Source organism: Aminipila luticellarii (assembly GCF_004103735.1).
GTDB classification, from domain to species: domain Bacteria; phylum Bacillota; class Clostridia; order Peptostreptococcales; family Anaerovoracaceae; genus Aminipila; species Aminipila luticellarii.
The window spans coordinates 1,703,247-1,726,483 of sequence record NZ_CP035281.1 but is presented as its reverse complement, the minus strand read 5'-3'; the positions used below and the strand labels follow the sequence as shown (position 1 = coordinate 1,726,483).

Here is a 23,237-nt window from a genome sequence, read left to right as displayed (position 1 = left end):
GAGAAAAAATGAAACCTATTCTACAACGATTTATTGAGTACGTAAAGATTGATACGGAATCTGCCGAAGATGCAGGTAAGGTACCAAGTACCGAGGGTCAGTTCGATCTGGCAAATAAGCTTGCTGAAGAGTTAAAATCCTTAGGCGCATCCAATATTAAAGTCGACGAGCATGCATGTGTTACCGCCAAAATACTGAGCAATATGGAAAATGCAAAGCAGGTACCGAGCATCGGATTTATTGCACATTTAGATACGGCACCAGATTGCTCCGGTAAAAATGTCAAACCGCAAATATTTGACCATTATGACGGCGGTAAAATTATTATTAACAAGGAAAAGAATGTGGTGCTAAGTCCTGACACCAATCCGGAGCTTCTGGATTATGTGGGAAATACCATTGTAACTTCAGACGGAACCACTCTTCTGGGAGCGGATAACAAGGCCGGGATTGCCATTATTATGGATTCCCTTGTATATATCAAGGAACATCCAGAGCTTAAACACGGTAATATATGCGTGGCATTCACGCCGGATGAAGAGGTGCATGGCGGTGCCGAGCTGTTCGATATTGAAGGCTTTGGAGCGGACTTTGCTTTTACTATAGATGGAGAAGGAATTGGGGAATTTAATTACGAAACCTTCAACGCAGCAGATGTGCAGGTGGAATTTAAAGGGGTGTGCATACATCCGGGATCCGCTAAGGGTAAAATGATTAATCCAATCGTTCTGGCAAATGAGTTCCTGTCTGCACTTCCGAGAACGGAAGCTCCGGAAACTACGGAAGGACGAGAAGGCTTTTATTACGTCTATGAAATCTCAGGGGATACCGACGTGGCAAAGATCGGGCTTCTTTTAAGGGATTTTGATAGAGACAGCATGGAAAGCCGAATGAAATTCCTCAGAGAAACCGTGGCTCAAATTAATAAGAAATGGGGAAAAGAGTACGGAAGCCTTGAGATAGAGATCGAATATTACAATATGAACGACTTCCTGAAAGGACAGGAGCATATTATTAATACGGCGTTAGAAGCGTATAAACAGTGTGGAATGGAGCCAAAGATCGTAGCGGTGAGAGGCGGTACGGACGGTTCGACCCTGTCCAGAAGAGGGCTTCCTACTCCGAACATGTTCGTAGGCGGACATAATTATCACAGCGTTTCCGAATTTGCTTCTATAGAGGCGATGGAAAAGGCCAGAGACGTGGTGATTAAAATAGCGGAGCTGTATGCCGCAAAAGCCTAAAAAGGAGCTTTGATAGGTAGCATGAATAATCAAAATGGAATAAATGGAATAACAAGCTTTTTGCTGAAGCATAGAGAAAGCCGCCCGGTTTCCTTTCATATGCCGGGGCATAAAGGAGCGGATATTTATAAAAGATTTGGCTATCATGCGTTTCTTGAACACATGATGGACTGCGATATTACAGAGCTGGAAGGGGCGGACAACTTATTTCAGGCAGAAGGCATTATAAAGAGCACCATGGAAAAGTATAAAGAGCTTTACGAAGTGAGGAAGTCTTATTTACTTGTAAATGGAACCAGCTGCGGTCTGATAGGGGCGATTCTGGCTTCTGTCAGACCGGAGGGCAGGCTGATCATGGCGAGGAATTGTCATAAGTCTGTTTTTAATGCACTGAATCTGGGAAATATTTCACCGGTCTATGCGCATCCAGTGCTGCTGGAAGAGTTCGGAATCAGCGGAGAAGTGCTGCCTGAGGAAATAGAGAACTTGCTGGAACAGCATCCGGATGCAGAGGCGGTAATCATACCCAGTCCGAATTATTATGGAATTTGCAGTGACATCAAAGCAATTTCTGAAATTGTGCACAGCGCAGGGAAAATACTGATTGTCGATCAGGCTCACGGTGCTCATTTAAAGTTTTTCAGCAGATTTATGAAGGACGGAGGGGATGGAAAAAGCGGTCGTCAAGCCTTGCCAAAGCCGGCAGAGGAATGCGGTGCAGATATTGTTGTAAACAGTATTCATAAAACACTGGCGTCTTTTACCCAGAGTGCGGTGATGAATGTGGTCACGGAACGAGTGGATCTGGACATACTGGAAGATAAATTACAGCTGATGGAAAGCACCAGCCCGTCTTATCTGCTGATGGGCTCCTTAGATACGAATGCCGATTTGATGAAAGCGAACGGCTCGGAGCTGATTAAAGAATGGTGGGGCAGCCTTACAAGGTTCTATAGAGAAGCAGAGCAGATTCAAGGGCTAAGGCTGATCAATACAGGAGCGAACATGGACTGGACAAAGATCAATCTGGATATGAGTTCATGCGGTATATCCGGACATGAACTGGAGCAGCTCCTAATCAAAGAACATATTTTTCCCGAACTGGTCACCGGAAACATCGTCATGTGCATGACCGGAATCGGAAATGTACGGGAAGATTTTGAACAGCTCCTTGGGGTACTAAGAGATATTAGCAATGCCAATTTTTACAGACCCAAGAAAGAACATGGGGCTTTGAAGGATGATCTGGCAGAGATGGCAAGAGCCATACCAACGCAAGACCGATTGTATCCACTGCCCAAGAAGAAACAGTATGTCAGTCTGGACGATGCAAAGGGAAAGATCTGCGCCAGCTCCATCATCCCATATCCGCCGGGGATCCCGCTTATCTGCCCGGGCGAAAGGATCAGCGGAGAAGCTATAGAATATGTAAAGGCTCTGAGAAAAGCAGGCGAAAAGGTGATAGGGGTCAATGAAGCACATCAGGTAGCAGTAGAAAAATAACAGCAAAAAAATGATAAGCAGTCTCATGGATGTTGGACTGCCCGATTGTATCAAAAAACCATGCTTAAAACGCATGGTTTTTTGATGTATAGCGTTAATGAAAGTAGCCTGATATAAAATCTGGAGCAGTATCTAAATCATAATAGATGTTATCGGAGTAGGTTGCGGTTGCTCCGTCTATCTGTTTGTAAACAATGTGACCTTGATAATAGGTATCAAAATTGTTTTGAGAGGTACAGTAGGTGCTCAGAATTTGCCGGATCTGATCTGGATCTGTAATAATAAGCTGTCTCTTATTTTCTTCCTCTGTCATATCTTTGGAAGCAATGGTCTGATCCTTACTTGTTATATCCTCTTGGGAATCTTGCTTGGTGAAAACTATTTTGCTGATTTTATCTGCACTGCATTCCAGATAGTTCGAATAACCATTATCTTTCAACCAATTTATCGTATGAGTATCCGTTAATAGAACATTTACATCTAACGTGTCTTTTTCAATTTTTCCGCGATTATTCAGATAGTCAAAATCAAGATATAAATTGCAGTACGGGTGTATGAGGCTTAAATAGTTCTCATATGTCCGAGCCTGAAAATCTTGCTCCATAGCAGCCAGCAGTTCGGTAATTTTGTTTTCCTCCGTTATGATAAGCCGGGAAGCTACGTTTTCATCATAATAATACAAGTTGTTTAGAGTAACGCGTGTCATTTTTTCACAATTTAAATGTTTAAAAGAAAAATGCCTTTTAAATTCCTGAGATTCATAGAGCTGCTTAAAGTATTTATTATGAAGCATTTCCTTATAGGTCAGTGTATAAGATCTTTGCAGGCCCAAAGGAGTGGAATTGTCATAATAAAGATCCACCGGATAGGTTTGTACGTTTAATTCCTGCTCTTTTTCGATCCGCTGTTTTTGGCTTACGATGTCTTGATGCAGTGCAATTAATGCCTTTATATTTTTAGGGTCTGAATAATAAAAATCACTGTTTTCTGACTCAAAATCTGACGGGTTAAAGAAATCGGCGTTATATCTTCCGTTGTTATCTGCATAATTAAAGGCTGTTGACAGAACACCGTGAACCTCGCCTGAATGAGGAACTCTTTTTTCAAACCCGGTCAGATCCAATGTGATGGAGCAGATAAAAAGTATGGCTATGAGAGCAAAGATACCAAAGCTTTTCAGTGTCTGCCTGTTAAAAATACGAGGTGTTTTCAGAACAATCATTCGTCCTAAAATAAAGGAAATGATTGCACCGGCAGCAAGCCCGGCATAAAAATAGATATCCTTAGTCTGCGCATCAAAATTATTGTTATTACTGCCAAGGGAGGTAAAGTAATAGGCCATCAGAGACATTCCAAAATAGGCGATTAAATAGCAAATGGCCGGAACCATAAATTTAAAAACAATGGAATCTCCCGACTTCTCCATTTGACGTTTCTGGTATAAAATGCTTGAAACGATCATGACTAAAATCGTTAATATTATGTAATAAATCTGCAATGGTACAGCAAAGCCTTTATCGCTGTTAAATGACTGTATGAAAGGGGATAAGCCCGTCAGTATTTTCATATGGATACCTTCTGAAGCAAACCCAAACAGATAACTGGAGCAATAGGTTATAAATGTCAGATATAAAGCCGGGGCAAGAAAGTTAAAACCAAGAGCCAGCGACAGATGCATAACGGTATTGCCCGTTACCATTCCGGCAAAGATCGAAATCGCATAGATAACCAGTACGATTAAAAGGGATTGCCAGAACCACTCCAGTACATTGCTTCTGGTGAAAATATCTACGGCATTGTCCATAAGGCCTATCATTTTCTTATAATCTTCGTACATATAATAATCGTAGGTGGGCTTTGCAATAAGCTGAAATATAAGCTCATTTCCCAAAAGCGGAAGCAGGATGAGAATGAGTCCGGAAAGCAGTCCGCTGTTAAAAAGCTGAGCTCTGGTGAACGGCATAGCGTGCATGGAAGTTACCGAGCTTGGACTTTGAAGGTACCTGTAAACGATTACAGCAGTGATGATAGGAAGCATTAAATGAATTGCCATAAAAAAAGGCTGTTTATTTGTCAGACACATTTCTATGTAGTAATACATATTATTTATATTGCTGTAGCTCATCAGTATGGGAAATACGCCGGACAGGAAGTATGCTAAAAAGCCGATAGCGGGTATAGCCCAGAACCTTCTGAGATTTTCTTTTATTAAAGGAATGGAAATACTAAAATATGATGCTCTGAATTTCATGGTCGGCACCTCCTAACTCGTAAATAAATATTTCTTCGAGGGAAAGCGGAAGCAGGTCGAACAACACCGGATTATTTTTCCATATGGTCTGTTCCACGAGCTCTTTTTTATCTTTCACAATAAGCAGATCTACAGTTCCGCGGGTTTCCAGATGAAGAACGTTCAAATTTTTATAAGGGTTTTCAGGTTTCTTTTTATACGCTACTTGGATTTTATGTACATCTGATTTTAATTCGTCCAGATCACGCTCCATAATCATATGCCCTTTCGCGATAATGCCGATTGAATCGCAGATTCCTTCCAGCTCCTTGAGGTTATGAGAGGATACCAGAACGGTCATTTCTCGTTCAGCTACATCTTCTACAATATATTTCCAGACAAGCTTCCTCACGATAGGATCCAGTCCGTCGATGGGCTCATCCAGAATGAGATAATCGGGCATAGATGACATGATCAGAACAAACGCAGCCTGTTTTTGCATACCCTTTGAAAATTTGGACAGCTTATTTCCTTCGTCCAGATCAAACTGCGTCACCATGTGAGCATACCTTTGCTGATTCCAGTTCGGGTATAAGGCCTTATAAAACTTAGACATTTCTTTCAGATTATAAGTCGAGAAAAAGAATAGATCGTCCGGAATGAAGCCCATTTTCTGCTTTACGTTTCTGTTATCAAAAACGTCTTCGCCGCCAATGGTTATCTGACCGGAGTCGGGACGTATGATCCCGGTAATATGCTTTATAATTGTAGTTTTACCGGCACCGTTGGTACCCACCAGACCGTAAATAGATCCTTTGTTTACATTAATATTTAAATCATCCAAGGCCTTGAACCGGTCAAAGTTCTTATTTACATGGTCAACTTTAATCATTTATTTTCACCTCTTTCCTCAACGAACGGAAGAATTATTTTTTTTATCTCTTCAACGTTCAGACCAAGAAAATATAATTCTTTGATATCGTTTTCTATTCTGGCAGTAATTTCTTCCAGTTGAATCGGATTAATTGCTGTTTCTCTCGGTTCTGCTACGAAAGTACCCAGACCAGTCACGGTATAGATATATCCTTGATATTCAAGCTCCCGATATGCTTTCTGAATTGTATTTGGATTTACAGTCAGAGTTTTGGATAATTCTCTGACTGAAGGTAATTTCTCTTCTGGCTGTAATACTTCGGCAATAATTAATTCTTTGAGGTTATCCACAACTTGTTCGTATATCGTTTTTCGGCTCTTTAAATCTAGCTGGAACATACAAAGCACCCCCCTTTTTCATAATATTACAAGTGTACTACGCAGAATAGTACAGTGTCAATGGAAAAACATATTAAAAATACATTTGATTGAAATTGGAAAAGGTATGTGGTATAGATAATTCAGATTCCCTATAACCTTAATTGCAGCGACTTTAAACGATGTATATCGTATGGAGCAAAAGTTGAACATTAACAAAAGTTGTATTTAAGTGTTGTTTAATTTTATGTCGGATTTTAAAATGGCATATAAACCAATTATTAGAAATTAGGTCGTGCGCACAATTTTTTCTTGCTTTTATCGTCGTAAAGTAATAAAATATAAAAATAAGTTTTTGGAGTCTAAAGCAAAACATGGCTGCAAAACAAAATACAATTAACGTCAAAGGAGGAGAGTTTATGTCAAAGCTAATAATTCCTGAGGGATACACCCCAGTTATTGATTACATGGAGAGTCAAAGAGCCATCAAGAAGATCAAGGATTTCTTTCAGCAGGAACTTGCTTACGGGCTTAGCCTGAGAAGAGTTTCCGCACCGCTTTTTGTTACCCCGGAAAGTGGGTTGAATGATAATTTGAACGGAGTGGAAAGAACAGTAGATTTTACGTTAATGGATATGGATGAAGCTGAGGTTCAAGTAGTTCAGTCCTTGGCTAAATGGAAGAGAATGGCTCTGGGAAAATACAATATTGCACCGGGTCATGGTATCTATACCGATATGAATGCCATAAGAAGGGATGAAGAGCTGGACAATCTTCACTCTATATACGTGGATCAATGGGATTGGGAAAAGGTCATCACAAAAGATCAGAGAACAGAGCAATACCTTGAAGAAACAGTGGTCATTATCTATAATGCACTTAAGAATTTAGGAGACTATGTAAATCGGTTGTACAGAGGTCTTCAAACGGAGCTTCCGAATGAAATAACATTTGTTACGACTCAAGAATTAGAGGATAGATGGCCGGATAAGACACCAAAGGAAAGAGAAAACCTGATTGCAGAAGAGCATAGAGCCGTTTTTATCAAAAAAATTGGTGGAGCTCTTAAGTCCGGAGAAAAGCATGACGGAAGAGCACCGGACTATGATGATTGGGAATTGAACGGAGATATTATTCTTTGGGACGAAGTTTTAAACATGGCTTTTGAAATTTCTTCCATGGGAATCCGAGTAGATGAGGAAGCCATGGAAAGACAGCTAAAGCTGGCCAATGCAGAAGACCGGAAGAAATTAGCTTTTCATAAGGCTATTTTAAACAAGGAAATACCGTATTCCATAGGAGGCGGTATTGGGCAGAGCCGATTGTGCATGTACTTTTTGAGAAAGGCTCATATCGGCGAGGTACAAGTATCGGTATGGCCTGAAGATATGATTGAAAAATGTAAAGAAAACAATATCTTCTTATTATAAAGGCAGTCTTGAAGGACCTAGAGCAACTGAGACGAACATCATAAAATCCAAAAGACAATACAGACAATATCATATAAAAATAACTTTTTACAACTGTGTTTTAGGACAGTATCTGTTCCTACGGCGCAGTTGTTTTTTTCTCAATAAGGAATATCGTTTCCTATTGGAAATATATTCAAGATGTATATTTTGTCAGAATATGCTACAATTAAGGAGATTATACAAAATAAAGAAAGGGCGAAAAAGATATGAAGATTAGGGGAAAAAGAACAGCGGCAGTGTGCACAGCAATCGTTTTAGGCATCAATATGATTCCATATGCCGCACACGCCACAGACGATATAAACGACATGAACGTGGTACAGGCGTCGGAGGATATGAATGGGGTAAATACAGCTGATATGGGCGAAAACACTGCTTCATCGGCGTATAAGAATCCGCAGGATATTATTATATCCCAGCCGAATAACGGATACACGACAACCAGCAGCCGGGTAAGCATATTAGGAGCAGCGGACTACAGATATCCGGTCTATATGAATGGAAATGAAATCGGCATAACGGAGCATGGCTTTTTTGCAGTATATGTCAATTTAAATATAGGAAATAATACGTTTACTTTTACGAATAATGGTAAGAGTAAAAGCATAACCATTACGAGAAAAAGTTCGGGAAGTAGTGGCAGCAGTTCGTCCGGTAACGGCATTACCTATTGGTCTAAAAGCCATGCACCCAAATATGCCGTGGTAAAAGGACAAAATATTTCAAGGATGAGTGTGCCCGGAGGAGACAGCAAAAGTTTGATGATGCCGCTGGCCACCGGAACTATGGCACAGATTATCGGTGAAACCGGGAGCTTGTATTGCCTGTCGGACTATTCTTTCGTGTACAAAAGTAATGTTACGGTGCATGATGGAGTTTTAGGCAGGGATGCGATTACCTCCATGGACTTGGTAGACGATAATGGGTATGATTGTACGGAACTCCAGCTCTCTATGGGGCAGAAGGCTCTGTACAATCTGGAAATGGGAGCACAAAGTGCAATCCTGACCATTTATAATACAGATCAGCTGGCGTGGAATATCATTCCGCAGAACCGCATTATAAAAGATATTCAAGTTCTTGAAAATAGAAATGAGGGATATGTGAAATATCAAATTACCTTTCAGAAGGATGCTCCCATCAATGGGTATTATGTGGAATTTGGGGAAGGGAAAATGCTCGTAGGCTTTAAAACGATACCGACCATCACAGATGACAGCCTGGAAGGAATCCGCATTCATATTGATGCCGGGCACGGCGGAACGGATACCGGTGCAAAGGGGCCGATGGACGTATATGGACCTTTGGAAAAAGATATTAATTTACAGATTGCCTTATATGCCAAGCAGTATTTAGAAAGTAAAGGAGCAACTGTCATTATGACCAGAACCGACGATTCGGATACAGCACTTGCTGACCGTGCAGCAAAGGTAGCCGCAGTTAAACCGGATTTTTCCTTATCTATTCACTGCAATTCCATGCCTGTGACGGCAGATTACAACAATGCCAAAGGATTTCTTACCTTTTATTCCTTTGATAATCATAGTGCGGCAGAATACATAAATTCTTATATTACAAGCAAAGTGGGAATAAATAAATCCAGTGCAAGATACAGCAATTTAGCGATGACCCGTATGACAGGATATCCGGCAGTTTTATTTGAAACATCCTTTATGTCCAATCCTTCAGATTATGAAAAGATGATTGACCCGGAGACGCAGAAGCAATTCGGAGAGGCCGCAGGAGAAGCGGTTGAAAGCTTCATAAAGCAGTTGGCTGAGAAAAACGTGAATTCCTATGCGTAAGCGAGGTTGAGTAATATTGGAATATATGATATACTAAACCGTATTTATTTATTGACAGAGTTTTCCAATACAAACTATGGATAAAGAATAAAAACCAGAAAGGGGAATGGAATGAATGGATGAAGAAAAGGTTGGAGCAAATGGGACGGTTTTTAGTGAACCGGATCAAGATGGTGTAAGATTTTATTCAATGGATACAAAAGTACCTAATAAAAAGGCAAGATTAAAAAAAGCATTGATCATTTTTGGAATTATTATAGCTGTAATAGTGGTTCTTGGTATCATGCTCAGTCGGTTTGATACGGATTCATCGAGTGCCAGCGGCGGAAACATCTATCCTGATGATCCATATATTGCAAAATTAAATGTAGAAGGAACGATTGGAGAGGGAAACAGTGATTATTTTGGAACGCCGGTAGGATATCAGCATCAGTGGACTTTGGACACGATAGATGACTTGATAAAGGATGATAACAATAAAGGGATCATTCTATTTATAAACAGTCCGGGGGGCGGCGTATATGAGAGCGACGAGCTTTATTTCAAGATAAAAGAGTATCAGAAGAAGACCGGAAGGCCAGTATATTCAGCTATGGGAACTATGGCAGCCTCCGGCGGATATTATATTTCAACTCCATGTGATAAAATTATTGCAAACAGGAATTGCTGGACTGGTTCCATCGGCGTTACGCTTGGAACGATTTATGACTTTTCAGGACTTTTGGAAAAATATGGTGTCAAAACCAATACGATAACCTCTGGCGCCAATAAAGCCATGGGAAATCCCGTGGATCCTATGACGGATGAACAGAAAAAGATTTTTCAATCTCTGGTAGATGAAGCGTATGACCAGTTTGTAAATCTGGTAGCGGAAGGCCGTCATATGGATGTTCAAAAAGTCAGAACTCTAGCCGACGGCAGGATTTATACAGCAAAGCAAGCCTTAGCGTTAGGTCTGATTGACAAGATCGGTACGTATGACGAAGCTGTGGCAGATATGAAGACGACTTATAAAATGGGAGACTGCCAGGTAGTAGAACTGGACGACGAACAGACATCTTTGCTTGGAATGTTATTTGGTAAGGTGAACCTTCCGGCTCTATCTTCTAAAAGCGACGTTGCTTCTATCGTGGAATTAATGAAAGACGAAACTGAATTTCCGATAAGCTATATGTGTGAGACCCTGAAAAAATAAAAGTAAAAATAAAGGGTGGTGTCAAGAAAATATACTTGACACCACTTTTTATTTGTGGTAAATTTATAGAGGTGTCAAGTCAAATTACTTGGCAGGATGGGAAGAAAGAGGAATGAATCATGTTTGATAAAATTGCAGAGGTGAGCTTATTATATGATTTTTATGGTGAGCTGCTCACACACAGGCAGAGGGATGCCATGCAGCTTTATCACGAAGAAAACCTTTCCCTTTCGGAAATTGCGCAGGAATTTTCTATCAGCAGGCAGGGCGTTCACGACGCGTTGAAAAATGCAGAAAAGGCACTGTACGAATATGAACAGAAGCTTGGATTGGTCAGCAAATTTGCAAAGACCCGTGATGCGGTATTGCAGATTGACAGCAAGCTGGACAGGCTCATAAAAGAAAATCATGAAGATAAAGATTTAATCAATAAATTAGAGGACATCAAAGGAATCATCGACGAGCTTGATGAATAATGGAAATCGGAGGTCCAAATGGCATTTGAAAGTTTATCGGATAAGCTGCAGGGTGTATTTAAAAAGTTAAAAGGAAAAGGGGTTCTTACGGAAGCAGATATCAATGAAGCGATGCGAGAAGTCAAGCTGGCGCTTTTAGAAGCAGACGTAAACTTTAAAGTCGTTAAGGATTTTGTTTCCTCCGTTAAGGAAAAATCACTGGGAAGTGATGTACTGGAAAGCTTGACCCCCGGACAACAGGTCATAAAAATAGTAAATGATGAATTAGTGACTCTCATGGGCGGAGCAAACAGTAAACTGACTTATTCCCCAAGAGGGTTTACCATATTTCTCATGGTAGGTCTGCAAGGTACCGGTAAGACAACAACCTGCGGTAAGCTTGCCAATTATCTTAAGAAGAACGGCAAGAAGCCTATGCTGTGTGCCTGTGATATATATAGGCCCGCTGCCATAGACCAGCTGGAGGTCGTAGGAAAAAGCGTAGATGTTCCGGTGTTCACGATGCGGGAATGCAGAGAACCGGAAATTATTGCTGAAAAGGCTGTAAAAGAAGCGGAAATGAAAGGGTATGATGTACTGATCGTCGATACCGCCGGAAGACTTCAAATAGATGAAGCCCTTATGGATGAGCTGGTTCGAGTGAAAAAGGCTATCAAGCCCCATGAAATACTTTTAGTAGTGGATGCCATGACCGGTCAAGATGCGGTAAATGCCGCAGCCGGTTTTGATGAAAAGCTGGGAATTGACGGAGTCATTATGACGAAGCTGGATGGCGATGCCCGAGGCGGTGCGGCATTGTCTGTTAAACAGGTGACAGGCAAGCCGATCAAATTCATCGGTCTCGGCGAAAAGTTCGATGCTCTTGAGCCTTTCCATCCGGAAAGAATGGCCAGCCGGATTTTAGGCATGGGGGACATGCTGAGCCTGATTGAAAAAGCACAGGAAAATTTTGATGAATCCAAAGCTGAAGAGCTGGAGAAAAAAATAAAGAAGAATGAATTTTCCCTGGATGATTTTCTGGAACAGATGGGTCAGATCAAGAAAATGGGCGGAATTGCCAAGATTCTGGATATGATTCCCGGAGTGAATTCTACGGCGATGAAAAATGTAGATTTAGATGAAAGCCAAAAAGAATTTGCTCAAATGGAAGCAATTATTCTGTCCATGACAAAGGCTGAGAGAAAGGATCCGTCCCTATTGAACGCCAGCCGAAGAAAAAGAATTGCAGCCGGCTCAGGACAGCCCGTGAGCAAGATCAATACGCTTATCAAGAGATATGACGAAGCAAGAAAAATGATGAAACAGTTTACGAATGCTTCGGGAGGCAAAAAGAAAAGAATGTTCAGAGGTTTTTAAATTCAGCAAATCGGCCTGAGTTTAGATATATATTTTAAAATGCATATTTTAGGAGGAATAATAAAAATGGTAAAAATCAGATTAAAGAGAATGGGCGCAAATAAAAAGCCTTTTTACAGAGTAGTAGTTGCAGATTCAAGAGCGCCGAGAGACGGTAAGTTCATTGAAGAAGTTGGAACATACAATCCACTGACAGATCCTGCTACAATTAATATTGACGGAGAAAAGGTAAAGACATGGTTAGGAAACGGAGCACAGCCTACAGAAACTGTAAGAGCTCTGTTAAAAAAATCAGGAATCATTGAATAAGAAAGCGGTGAACTTTAATGGTAAAACTCGTTGAAACAATTGCAAAGTCACTTGTAGACGACCCAGATGCCGTTGAGGTCAAAGAGGTTGAAGGCAAGCAGGCGGTTGTAATAGAACTGAGAGTTGCACCCAATGATATGGGAAAGGTGATTGGCAAACAGGGACGAATTGCAAAGGCTCTTCGTACAGTTGTCAAGGCTGCCGCAACAAAAGCAAATAAGAAAGTCGTTGTAGAAATTGTACAGTAAACATTCTGCGATAAGAAAAGTAAGAGGGTATTTCAACACGTGAAATTCCCTCTTCTTTGAATTTAAATGCGAATAAAATGAAATGATTTGAGGAATAGTCAAATATGGAAAAAATTAAAATAGGCCAGATTGTAAATGTGGTTGCCCTTAAAGGAGAGGTAAAACTCTATCATTATTCTGATTATAAAGAGCGGTTCGAGGAGCTCCAATATATTTACGTGGAAGATCAGAAGGTAAAGATCGAAAAGGTACGCTACATGAAGGAGATGGTCATCCTAAAACTGGAAGGTGTCAATGACAGAGATGCAGCGGAGGCTTTAAAAGGGAAAGAAGTATATATCGGAGAGAATCAGCTAAGGGAGCTTCCGGAAGGAACGTATTATATACGAGATTTAATCGGACTTGAAGTCCGGGATCAGGAAAATCATAAAATTGGAACCTTAAAAAATGTGATACAGAACAGTGCACAGGACTTGTATGAAATTGAACTTGAAAATAAAAAGACAACTCTGATCCCGGCAGTGGAAGAGTTTCTTTTGGATATAAATGTAGAAGAGAAGTATATAAAAGTTAAACTGATAGAAGGTATATTAGACTTATAGTTATAGGAAAAAGAATGAAGATAAACGTATTGACGCTTTTCCCGGAAATGTTCGAACCTGTTGTGGGGGGCAGCATTCTGGGAAGAGCCAAAAAAAAAGGAATATTGGACATCAATCTGATCAATATCAGGGATTTCAGTCAGGACAAGCATAAAAAAGCGGATGATTATCCTTTTGGCGGTGGAGTGGGTATGGTCATGCTGGCGGATCCGGTTTTTCGCGCTCTGGAATCCATCTCCGGGCAAGGGAAAAAGGCTTTATACATGTCTCCCCGGGGCGAGGTTCTCAATCACGAAAAAATACGGCAGATTTCCAAGGAAGAGGAGCTGATTATTCTCTGCGGGCATTACGAAGGCATTGACGAAAGAATTTTGGAATATTGGAACATGGAGGAAGTCTCCATAGGCGATTATGTCCTTACAGGCGGAGAGCTTCCGGCAATGGTTCTGATCGATTCCGTTGCCAGACTGATTCCGGAAGTTTTAGCCGGTGAAGAATCCGCAGAAGAAGAGTCCATTTATTCCGGATTGCTGGAGTATCCCCAATACACAAAGCCCAGAGAATACAGAGGTATGATGGTTCCCGAAGTCCTTTTTAATGGAAACCACAAGCTCATAGCTTTATGGAAATATGAGAAATCTCTGGAGCTGACGAGGGACAGGAGACCGGACTTGTTTCAACGATATTTAAAGGGACATGGAGAGTTATCTAAAGAACAACTTAAAATACTAAAGAAAGTTGAAAGTGCAGTGGAAAAGGTGTAAAATAACAAGGGTGAGTATTTTGACAAAAGGAAAAAAAAGAGGCCTGCTGTTTTATATGATAGCACTCATATCTCTGGGCATAATAACACAGTTAGTGCCTGAAGTGACAGGGGCACTTACGAAAACAGAGATTCTTCAATATGAGAATATGCAGATAACCGATGAAGTGACCTGTTATTTTGTTAGGAATGAGACGGTTCATCTGGCGGCAAATGCCGGAGCAATTAATTATTATATTGAAAATGGTGTCAAGGTAAGAAAGAATACAAAGATTCTGGATATCACTCCGCATTCTGCGGGCAGTGACACTTCTGAGTATGCGGATATGATTACCAGACTGGGCAAAACGGATGTTACCCTTACCCAGATGAACAGCGCACGAACCGGAATCGTCAGTTACTATGTGGACGGATATGAAGGATATTTTACTCCTGAGAAAATGAGCCGTTTAAAGTATAAAGACGTGGAAGGCGTGAAATATAAGCCGGTGAATCTTACGAGAAAGACAACCTTGGCAGGGGAGCCGCTGTTTAAAATATGTGAAAATAATTACTGGTACATGATTGCATGGGTCGATCCCAGCAATATTGCCAAGTACGAGGTGGGCAACACGGTTAAAGTGGATCTGCCCATGGGTCAGGTAAAGGCCAGCGTTGAGCAGATGGTCGATCAGGGTGAAAAGTGGCTCGTGATTATGAAAACGACCATGTATTACGAAGATTTTACAAAGATAAGAAGTGCAAAAGCCACAGTCATTACTCAAGATTATTCGGGAATTAAAGTCAGAAACTCCAGTATTACTACCGAGAAAGGCATTATAGGAGTGTACATAAAATCCAAAAATGGAGATTTTGTTTTTAAGCCTGTAAAAATTATCACAAGTGATGGGGATTATTCGCTGGTTTCTGTTTCCAGCTTTTATGATAAGGATGGGAAAGAAGTCAGCACGGTAGAAATTTATGATGAGATATTAAAAAATCCAAAACAGGATTATAAAGCAGATGGAAAAAATATAAAAGAATAACGGCCATAAAAAGAAAAAGAGGTGAATTCTCCATGTCTATTAAAGAAAATATTGATCAGATCAACAAAATAAAAAATGAGGCGGCTGTTAAAGCCGGAAGAAACGGAGAGGATATTCTTCTCGTTGCGGTAACAAAGACAAGGCCTCCGGAAGATCTGAACGCAGCCATAGATGCAGGAATTACAGATATTGGTGAAAATAAAGTGCAGGAAATCATGGACAAGTATGATTTTGTAAAACCTGTAAGATGGCATTTGATTGGACACCTGCAGACCAATAAGGTAAAATATATTATTGATAAGGTATCCATGATTCATTCCGTAGATTCCATAAAACTAGCCGATGAAATAAATAAACGAGCAGAACAGCATAACCTGACTATGGACATCCTGATTCAGGTAAATGCCGCACAGGAAGAGAGCAAATTTGGGATCACCACCGATGAGACAGAAGAGATGATCCATTATATTTTAGAAAATTGTCCCAATATAAGGCTGAGAGGCTTGATGTGTATAGCACCTTTTGAAGAGAACCCTGATGATGCAAGGGTATTCTTTGCTCAGGTAAAAGAGCAATATGACCGGTTCTCAAAAATACAGCACGAAAGATTGGATTTTAAGTATTTGTCAATGGGCATGTCACATGATTTTGAAGTTGCTATTGCAGAAGGTTCAAACCTTATCAGAGTAGGAACTGCGATCTTTGGGGCACGAAACTACAATAAAACCGTATAGGAGGTTAACATGGGACTTTTTGGAGTGTTTAAAGATTTGGTTGGTATAGAAGATGTAGAGGATGACATTCAGGAAGAAGAAACTCAGGCCGCTGAGCTTGAAAGAAAGTCTATCGAAACCAGAAACTCGTTCACGGCACCAAGACCGGAGATCAGGGAACCCAAGGTAGTAGCTATGCAAGGCAAACCGATGTCAGCAAATACCGTTCCGTTTAAAATGGTGGTCATAGAACCCAAGGGATTCGACGAATGCCCTAAACTGGTAGATAATTTAAAATCAAAAAAACCGATTATTATCAATCTTGAAAAGATTGAATCGGATACTGCAAGAAAAATCTTTGATTTTTTAAGCGGTGCTACATATGCTGTGAATGGAAATGTGCAGAAGATTGCAAATAATATTTTTGTGTTTGCACCTGAAAATGTAGATATTTTAGCTAATGTTGACCATAAGGGCATTGACTTTAATGGAAATGCAAAAAGCCCCTGGAGGTAACTAAAAATGAAGTTTTTATTAATTAATGCAATAAGTTGGTTTGCCGATATACTAATATTTTTGCTTTTAGCCAGAGCTGTTCTAAGCTGGTTCATTACAGGACAGTATAACAGCCTATATAAAATGTATGGAGTTATATGCAATCTGACGGAACCGATCGTCGCTCCATGCAGAAAACTTTCTATGAAATTAAATACAGGTATGTTGGATTTATCCGTATTCTTTGCATTTTTTCTCGTATCGATTGCCCGAAAGCTTATCATAACACTATTGCTAATCATTATGTAGGGAAGTACTAATATAAAATTTGGGAAGGACTTAAAATATGATTACTCCATTAGATATACAGAACAAAGAATTTTCTAAAGGCGTCAGGGGCTATAAAGAAGAAGAAGTAGATAGCTTCTTAGACATTTTGACGATTGATCTGGAAAAGATAATTGGTGAAAACGCTGTTTTGAAGGAAGAAGTAAAGCATTTAGGCAGTGAGCTTGAAAAATACCGAAGCTCCGAAACAGCTGTGGTGGAAACTCTGGAGGCAGCCAAAGCTCTCATGAGAGATATTGCTGTAAGCTCAGAGAAAAGAGCAGAAATCTTATTAAAAAATGCAGAGCTGGATGCGCAGCTGATTACCAGAGAAGCAAAAGAATCTGTAGAAAGATTGACGGAAGAAAGTGCAAATTTGAAAAATCGGTTTGTTACGTTTAAATCAAAATATAAAAATTTATTGGAATCAGAATTGGAACGGTTTGACGCGCTGAGCAATGAAATATTTACGGAATTTGGCGGCTTGGAATCCAAAAACAGCGATATGCTGCAGCAATCTGAGACTAAAAGGACAAAAAATAGTGACAGAGATCAAAAAACAAAAATTATTTCAGAAATTGAATCAGGAATGGATGATTTAAAAAAGACCATGATAAATTTGAGGGTAGGAGATGGAGCTCAAGAATAGCTCCATATATTTTATATGTACTATATCGTAATTATTGCCGCCGTAATGCTGGATCAGCTGGTCAAGTATGCCGTCCGGTCGAATATGGATTTATATGAGACGATTCCCGTCATTGACGGCATATTTCATATAACCTATATACAAAACACAGGAGCGGCATTCAGTATGTTCAGTGGGCATACAGGGGTGCTGGCGCTCATAACAGCCATCATTACCATAGGTATACTTGTATATCTGCATAAGCTGAAAAAAACCACACATTGGCTGATGCTGATGTCCTTGTCACTGATTGTGGCCGGCGGGGTAGGCAATATTGCAGACAGAATCTTTTTAAAATATGTTGTAGATTTTTTGGATCTAAGAATCTGGCCTATTTTTAATCTGGCTGATGTATATGTGTGCTGTGGGTGCGGGCTTTTAATCCTGTATATTTTTTTCGTAGAACCAAAACTAAAGGGGCAAAAGGACGTCTGACTATGTGTGAAAAAAATTCTTTTGAAATAATAATGGATGAAAAGTTGGAAGGGACCAGAATTGATTTGGCCCTTTCTTTAGCATATGAGGAAAAATCCAGAAGTTTTTTTCAAAAGCTTTTGGAGACAGGAAATATAAACATAAATGGGCAGCCGGCGGATTCTAAAAAATACAAGGTCAAATCAGGTGATGTGATTTGCGTGATGATGCCGGAACCTAAACTGCTCACTGTGGAGCCGGAAAATATACCGCTGGATATTTATTATGAAGATCAGGATGTTCTGGTGGTCAACAAGCCCAAAGGAATGGTGGTGCATCCGGCTAACGGCAATGAATCAGGGACGCTGGTCAATGCTGTCCTATATCACTGCGGAGACAGTTTGTCTTCCATAAATGGGGTGATCCGGCCCGGCATTGTGCACAGAATCGATAAGGATACCAGCGGTCTTTTGATGGTTGCTAAAAATGATAAGGCTCATAACTGTCTGGCGAAGCAGTTGGCGGAGCACAGCATTACAAGGGCTTATAGAGCTATTGTATACCATAACTTTTCAGAAGATCAAGGCATCGTGGACAAGCCGATCGGAAGGGATCCGCGAGATCGGATGAAGCAAGCGGTTACGGATATAAACAGTAAACAGGCGATAACACATTATCGGGTACTGGAACGTTTTGGCCGCTTTACACTGATTGAGGCGAGACTAGAGACCGGAAGGACCCATCAGATACGGGTTCATATGGCTTATATCAAGCATCCCCTTCTCGGTGATATGGTGTATGGTCCGAAGAAAAAAATATTAGGAGCGGATACTCAAATGCTGCATGCAAAAATTTTAGGCTTTAAGCATCCGGCTACCGGAGAATATATGGAGTTCGAAAGTCCTCTGCCCGATGAATTTGAGGCTGTATTACAAAAGTTGAGGAAGGAAAAAAATGGATAAAGTTTCATTTAAACCGGGAACCATGCTGAATCCGGTTCCGGTGGTCATGGTTTCCTGCGGGAACGAACCGTCACAATACAATATCATTACGATTGCATGGACAGGCATTATCAATTCAGAACCGCCCATGACGTATATATCCGTGCGAAAATCCAGACATTCTCATAAAATTATAGAGAAAAACAGAGAATTTGTTATTAATTTATGTAATGAAGAGCTGACTTTTTCCACCGATTATTGCGGAGTGAAATCCGGAAGAGATGTGGATAAATTTAAAGAACAGCATTTAACTCCAGTGAAAGGAGAAATGGTTGGCTGTCCGATGATTGGAGAATCCCCGGTGAATTTGGAGTGCAGGGTCACCCAGATTATCGAGCTTCCTACTCACGATATGTTTATGGCGGAAATCGTTAAGGTCCATGCGGATAAATCTATCATGGATGAGAAGGGCAAAATTCTTTTGGAAAATGCAGCTCTGATCTGCTATAATCACGGAGAGTATTTTGGAATAAAGCGAAAGCCCATCGGAAAGTTTGGGTATTCTGTTATGAAGCCCAAAACGAAGAAACGGATAAACAGAGAAAGTCTGGAACAACGAAAGAAACAAAATAAGAGTAAAGATAAAAAATACCGAGGGAAATAACTCGGTATTTTTATGTAAATAAAGCTTCAATCGTTTTCGAATATTGGGATTAAAAATAGTGGCACAATATTATATTAAAAATAATTTTATATGGTGTTAAATTCAAATCATATTTGCTGCTTTATACTTTAGGAGAATGGATGTACCCTATACATTCCTCACAAATATATCCCCCCATAAATGCAATATTATTGTAGTTCTTTCCGCAAATAGTACATTTGTTTTTGTTCATACTCTCTTTCCTCCTATAAATTTCCTTTTTGTTTAAACACACCTGAAATGACAATGTAATATAAATAATGAGCTTTATTTACAATGTCAGTGTACTAAATTGCATGAAAAATATCAAGAAAAAAATAGATAAGTGTAATAAATAATACTAAAAATGTAATATTTTGGACAAATACTGCTTTTTATCGTCTGAAAATATGTTTTGAGGCCAAGTATTTCCATATTGTTTTCTGTCATATCTTGATTTAATATGGAAATTTGTGTATGATTAATTCCTAGATAGATAATATCATGCTTGGATATAGGAGAGTAGGACGGATGAAACGTTTTTTAACAGGTTTATTAATAACGGCCTTGATTGGGTCTGCCGCATGTGTCTCTTATGCGGAAACGGAATACAGCCCGGCGGCGGCAAAAAATATTACCGACAGAATGGAGGAATATGTAGAACCATATTTGGGAACGGATACCCTGAATAATTATGATAACGGGAGAGCCCTGCAGTGCCATGCTTTTACCAATTACGTATGGCGAAATGTTTTTGGGTACGATGTGTACAGCAGCAAATGCCACAGAACCGAAGCCAGCAACGACTATGATAAGCTGGGCGAATACATAAACGAGTATGCAAGACCGGGAGATATGCTTCGGGTAGACGGCAAGCATTCCATGGTCATAACCAGCTTTGATGAGGATACGGTAAGCGGCTTTGACTGGCTGGTCAACAAGAAAGAACGGGCCTGTACCTATACTTGGGAAGGTGTGAAAGAATGGGGAGACGGTACGCAGAACTATTGGCTGTATCAGATTGACGACAGCGTATATGAACTCTTTGAAGACCCGGACTACAAGGTGGACAAGCTGTTTGGACCAAAGCCCGGTGAAAAGGCGGATTCCGATGTCAATTCCGATACCGATGAAGAAGAGGACACTGCCGGCAGCTCGCAGCCAGATCAAGAAGTTCAGACACCGAATCGCGGCGGAGCAGACCGAACCGCTTATGGAAAGATCGTGGTTCAAATCAACAATCCGGTCATGACGGCTAACGGCGCCTATCAAAATATAGATGCGGCGGGAACCGTGCCTGTGATCGTGAACGAACGAACCCTGTTGCCGGTCAGAGCCATTGTGGAGGCTATGGGCGGAACAGTAGGCTGGGACAATGATACAAGAACCATTCAATTGACCTATAAGAATACGAATTTGGAAATGACCGTTGACAGCACGATGATGAAGGTGAATGGAAAAGAAGTAAACATGGATGTAGCTCCGACGATTATTAACGACAGAACCATGCTTCCAATCCGATATATTACAGAAAATCTGGGCGGTCAGGTGGAATGGTATGACACCATTCAGGCAGTAGCTATTACATACGAAATGTAGAGAACATTTCGTTTTATAGGATAAAAATAAAGACCTGTCAGAGAAGAAGCCTTAGGGCTTGATTTCTGACAGGTCTTTATTAACATTTATACTTGCACCTGGGGCAGTTTTGGATTCACGTATACCGTTCGGTTATTTGTAAATATGACCATACCGGGTTTTGCCCCTGCCGGTTTTTTCACATATTTGACTTGCACATAATCCACGGGTACATTTTCTGAATCTCTTCCCTTGCTGTGATAAGCAGCGATTGCCGCACCTTCAAAAATCGCCGTTTCCGTGATGTCCTTTCCCTCTGTAAAAAGGATGACATGGGAGCCGGGGATGTCTTTTGTATGGAACCACATATCTTTAGAAGAGGCTAATTTAAAGGTGAGATGATCATTTTCTTTGTTATTCCTTCCAACCAGAACCCTAAAACCATCGCTGGTGGTATAAGGCTTTGGAGCAGGTTTGGTTTTAGCCGGTTTTCCATATACCTTGCGTTTCTTTAAGTAACCTGCTTCGATCAGCTCACTTCGGATTTCTTCTACTTCCTCAAGGCCGTCGGCGTTTTTGATGAAGACGGAAATCGATTCCAGATAGTTCAGATCTTCCGCTGTTTCTTCCAGCTGGATTGCCTTTTCTTTTATAGCCGTTTTAGATTTTCCGTATTTTTTAAAATAATGCTGTGCATTTTTAGAAGGAGAAATTTTTTTGTCCAGAGGAATCGTTAATTCCTTTCCGTCGTAATAGTTTATGACGGTCACCTGGCTGTCTCCCGCCTTGAATAAATGAAGATTGGCCGTGAGGAGTTCTCCGAATAACCGATAATCTTCCGAATTCTCTGCTTTTAGAAGTTCCTCTGAAAGACGCTGCTTCTTTAGATATAGCTTGTCCAGATGCGTTTTGACCGCTTTTTCCAAATCAGTACTTTTTTGCCGGATTCGATTGGAGGACGCCCTGTGAGAATAGAAAAATTCAATGGCGCCGGATACCTCTTCGAAAGGTCTGGTTTCATAAACACCCTCCAAAGCTTGAATGGGCATGACATGGAAGTCAACAGGATTCCCTTCCGTATTGAGATACACTCTGGGACATACATTCCCGATCTTCAGATTGCTCAATATTTTGCATAAATTAGTATAGACTATTTGTGCGGTCCTTTTTACTTCCTCCGGAGTATACGGAATTTCAGATGAAATTGAAAGTCCGTATGTCAGCTGTTCCGCCATGATGGGGCTGATGCCTTGGATTCCATTCAGCAGTGCCTTTGGAAGCTTGTTGGGTGTACAAAGGCAAAGTGTCTCTATTTCCTGTAACGTTACGGTATCAAAAGGAATTTTGTTCTGAACGGGCGGATATTCGTAGAGCTTACCGGGTAGAATCTGTCGGATTCGATTTACATCAATGGATATTCTCTTGATGCTGTCGATAATTTTATTGCTTTCCAGATCTACCAGAATAATATTGCTGTGTTTGCCCATGATTTCAATGATCAGTTTTTTGCTTACGCTGAAACCCAGTTCATTGACCGTCTCAAAGGGTATTTCCACGATTCGCTCGCATTCCTTTTGTGTAATCTCAGTAATGCGTCCTCCTTGAATATGTTTCCGCAAAAGCATGCAGAAGGTCATCGGAGCCGGCGGATTGGGAACGGATTCTGTGATCAGATTGATTCTGGCACTGCTGCTGTTACAGGAAAGGTACAGTTTAAAATTTCCCTCCTTGGAGTGGATATGAAAAATTAACTCGTCGTTTTCCGGTTGATATACTTTTTCCAGTTTTCCGCCGGAAAGTTTTTTATTTAATTCCTGCGTTACCGCACGGACTGCTATGCCGTCAAAAGCCATGATTTTTACCTCGTTTTCTTATTGGTACGGAAAATATTGTTTAGCAATATGACCGGTTTTATTGTAT

The 23,237-nt window shown here is 40.6% G+C and carries 24 protein-coding genes; 20 read left to right on the top strand and 4 right to left on the bottom strand.

The window, feature by feature from the left end:
* The first annotated feature begins 8 nt into the window (after nucleotides 1-8).
* On the top strand, nucleotides 9-1,244 hold the full coding sequence (gene pepT / locus EQM06_RS07905) for a peptidase T (RefSeq protein WP_128745817.1): 1,236 nt from the start codon (nucleotides 9-11) through the stop codon (nucleotides 1,242-1,244).
* A gap of 21 nt (nucleotides 1,245-1,265) precedes the next feature.
* Nucleotides 1,266-2,747 carry an aminotransferase class I/II-fold pyridoxal phosphate-dependent enzyme gene (locus EQM06_RS07900; protein ID WP_128745816.1) on the top strand — a complete coding sequence of 494 codons (1,482 nt, stop codon included), beginning with the start codon at nucleotides 1,266-1,268 and terminating at the stop codon, nucleotides 2,745-2,747.
* A gap of 94 nt (nucleotides 2,748-2,841) precedes the next feature.
* On the opposite strand, the gene EQM06_RS07895 is transcribed toward EQM06_RS07900, so the two are convergent.
* From EQM06_RS07895 to EQM06_RS07885, 3 genes are read right to left on the bottom strand one after another with little or no spacing between them, the layout of a single operon-like run.
* Nucleotides 2,842-4,998 carry a hypothetical protein gene (locus EQM06_RS07895; RefSeq protein WP_128745815.1) on the bottom strand — a complete coding sequence of 719 codons (2,157 nt, stop codon included), beginning with the start codon at nucleotides 4,996-4,998 and terminating at the stop codon, nucleotides 2,842-2,844.
* Complete coding sequence (locus tag EQM06_RS07890) at nucleotides 4,973-5,869, bottom strand: ABC transporter ATP-binding protein (protein WP_128745814.1); 897 nt, start codon at nucleotides 5,867-5,869, stop codon at nucleotides 4,973-4,975. The genes EQM06_RS07895 and EQM06_RS07890 overlap by 26 nt, the downstream gene beginning before the upstream one ends.
* Nucleotides 5,866-6,249, bottom strand: a complete 384-nt coding sequence (locus EQM06_RS07885) for a GntR family transcriptional regulator (protein WP_128745813.1) — start codon at nucleotides 6,247-6,249, stop codon at nucleotides 5,866-5,868. Before EQM06_RS07885 ends, EQM06_RS07890 begins: the two co-directional genes overlap by 4 nt.
* Nucleotides 6,250-6,647: 398 nt before the next feature.
* Between EQM06_RS07885 and asnA the strand changes: the two genes are divergently transcribed.
* From asnA to EQM06_RS07795, 18 genes are all read left to right on the top strand, one after another.
* Complete coding sequence (asnA, locus tag EQM06_RS07880; protein WP_128745812.1) at nucleotides 6,648-7,658, top strand: aspartate--ammonia ligase; 1,011 nt, start codon at nucleotides 6,648-6,650, stop codon at nucleotides 7,656-7,658.
* 248 nt (nucleotides 7,659-7,906) lie between these two features.
* Nucleotides 7,907-9,505, top strand: coding sequence for an N-acetylmuramoyl-L-alanine amidase (locus EQM06_RS07875; RefSeq protein WP_128745811.1), 1,599 nt, complete (start codon nucleotides 7,907-7,909; stop codon nucleotides 9,503-9,505).
* A gap of 115 nt (nucleotides 9,506-9,620) precedes the next feature.
* Nucleotides 9,621-10,700, top strand: coding sequence for a signal peptide peptidase SppA (gene sppA / locus EQM06_RS07870; RefSeq protein WP_230974944.1), 1,080 nt, complete (start codon nucleotides 9,621-9,623; stop codon nucleotides 10,698-10,700).
* Between the two features lie 119 nt (nucleotides 10,701-10,819).
* Nucleotides 10,820-11,176: a YlxM family DNA-binding protein gene (ylxM, locus tag EQM06_RS07865; RefSeq protein WP_128745810.1), complete on the top strand. Its 357-nt coding sequence runs from the start codon at nucleotides 10,820-10,822 to the stop codon at nucleotides 11,174-11,176.
* Nucleotides 11,177-11,194: 18 nt separating this feature from the next.
* Nucleotides 11,195-12,532 (top strand): signal recognition particle protein, encoded by a 1,338-nt coding sequence (gene ffh / locus EQM06_RS07860; protein ID WP_128745809.1) that lies wholly within the window; start codon nucleotides 11,195-11,197, stop codon nucleotides 12,530-12,532.
* Between the two features lie 66 nt (nucleotides 12,533-12,598).
* Nucleotides 12,599-12,841 (top strand): 30S ribosomal protein S16, encoded by a 243-nt coding sequence (rpsP, locus tag EQM06_RS07855; RefSeq protein WP_128745808.1) that lies wholly within the window; start codon nucleotides 12,599-12,601, stop codon nucleotides 12,839-12,841.
* Nucleotides 12,842-12,858: 17 nt separating this feature from the next.
* The gene (locus EQM06_RS07850) at nucleotides 12,859-13,089 is read left to right on the top strand and encodes a KH domain-containing protein (protein ID WP_128745807.1); all 231 of its coding nucleotides are present in this window, start codon (nucleotides 12,859-12,861) and stop codon (nucleotides 13,087-13,089) included.
* 104 nt (nucleotides 13,090-13,193) lie between these two features.
* A complete protein-coding gene (gene rimM / locus EQM06_RS07845) occupies nucleotides 13,194-13,691 on the top strand; it encodes a ribosome maturation factor RimM (protein WP_128745806.1) in 498 nt (165 codons plus the stop codon).
* Nucleotides 13,692-13,705: 14 nt separating this feature from the next.
* Entirely contained in the window at nucleotides 13,706-14,455 is a 750-nt protein-coding gene (gene trmD, locus EQM06_RS07840; protein ID WP_128745805.1) for a tRNA (guanosine(37)-N1)-methyltransferase TrmD, read from the top strand.
* Nucleotides 14,436-15,479, top strand: a complete 1,044-nt coding sequence (locus EQM06_RS07835) for an HlyD family efflux transporter periplasmic adaptor subunit (RefSeq protein ID WP_330548317.1) — start codon at nucleotides 14,436-14,438, stop codon at nucleotides 15,477-15,479. Before trmD ends, EQM06_RS07835 begins: the two co-directional genes overlap by 20 nt.
* Nucleotides 15,480-15,511: 32 nt before the next feature.
* Nucleotides 15,512-16,213 (top strand): YggS family pyridoxal phosphate-dependent enzyme, encoded by a 702-nt coding sequence (locus EQM06_RS07830; RefSeq protein WP_128745803.1) that lies wholly within the window; start codon nucleotides 15,512-15,514, stop codon nucleotides 16,211-16,213.
* 9 nt (nucleotides 16,214-16,222) lie between these two features.
* Entirely contained in the window at nucleotides 16,223-16,708 is a 486-nt protein-coding gene (locus EQM06_RS07825) for a cell division protein SepF (protein WP_128745802.1), read from the top strand.
* Nucleotides 16,709-16,714: 6 nt separating this feature from the next.
* Complete coding sequence (locus tag EQM06_RS07820) at nucleotides 16,715-16,996, top strand: YggT family protein (protein ID WP_128745801.1); 282 nt, start codon at nucleotides 16,715-16,717, stop codon at nucleotides 16,994-16,996.
* Nucleotides 16,997-17,033: 37 nt separating this feature from the next.
* Entirely contained in the window at nucleotides 17,034-17,663 is a 630-nt protein-coding gene (locus EQM06_RS07815) for a DivIVA domain-containing protein (RefSeq protein ID WP_128745800.1), read from the top strand.
* A 15-nt stretch (nucleotides 17,664-17,678) separates the two neighbouring features.
* Entirely contained in the window at nucleotides 17,679-18,137 is a 459-nt protein-coding gene (lspA, locus tag EQM06_RS07810; protein WP_128745799.1) for a signal peptidase II, read from the top strand.
* Between the two features lie 2 nt (nucleotides 18,138-18,139).
* Nucleotides 18,140-19,078 carry an RluA family pseudouridine synthase gene (locus EQM06_RS07805; protein ID WP_128745798.1) on the top strand — a complete coding sequence of 313 codons (939 nt, stop codon included), beginning with the start codon at nucleotides 18,140-18,142 and terminating at the stop codon, nucleotides 19,076-19,078.
* Nucleotides 19,071-19,721, top strand: a complete 651-nt coding sequence (locus EQM06_RS07800) for a flavin reductase family protein (RefSeq protein WP_128745797.1) — start codon at nucleotides 19,071-19,073, stop codon at nucleotides 19,719-19,721. The genes EQM06_RS07805 and EQM06_RS07800 overlap by 8 nt, the downstream gene beginning before the upstream one ends.
* Before the next feature lie 549 nt (nucleotides 19,722-20,270).
* Nucleotides 20,271-21,338, top strand: coding sequence for a copper amine oxidase N-terminal domain-containing protein (locus EQM06_RS07795; RefSeq protein ID WP_164914395.1), 1,068 nt, complete (start codon nucleotides 20,271-20,273; stop codon nucleotides 21,336-21,338).
* Nucleotides 21,339-21,424: 86 nt separating this feature from the next.
* Here EQM06_RS07795 and EQM06_RS07790 read toward each other — a convergent pair whose 3' ends face one another.
* Complete coding sequence (locus tag EQM06_RS07790; protein ID WP_128745795.1) at nucleotides 21,425-23,170, bottom strand: Rqc2 family fibronectin-binding protein; 1,746 nt, start codon at nucleotides 23,168-23,170, stop codon at nucleotides 21,425-21,427.
* Nucleotides 23,171-23,237: the final 67 nt, after the last annotated feature.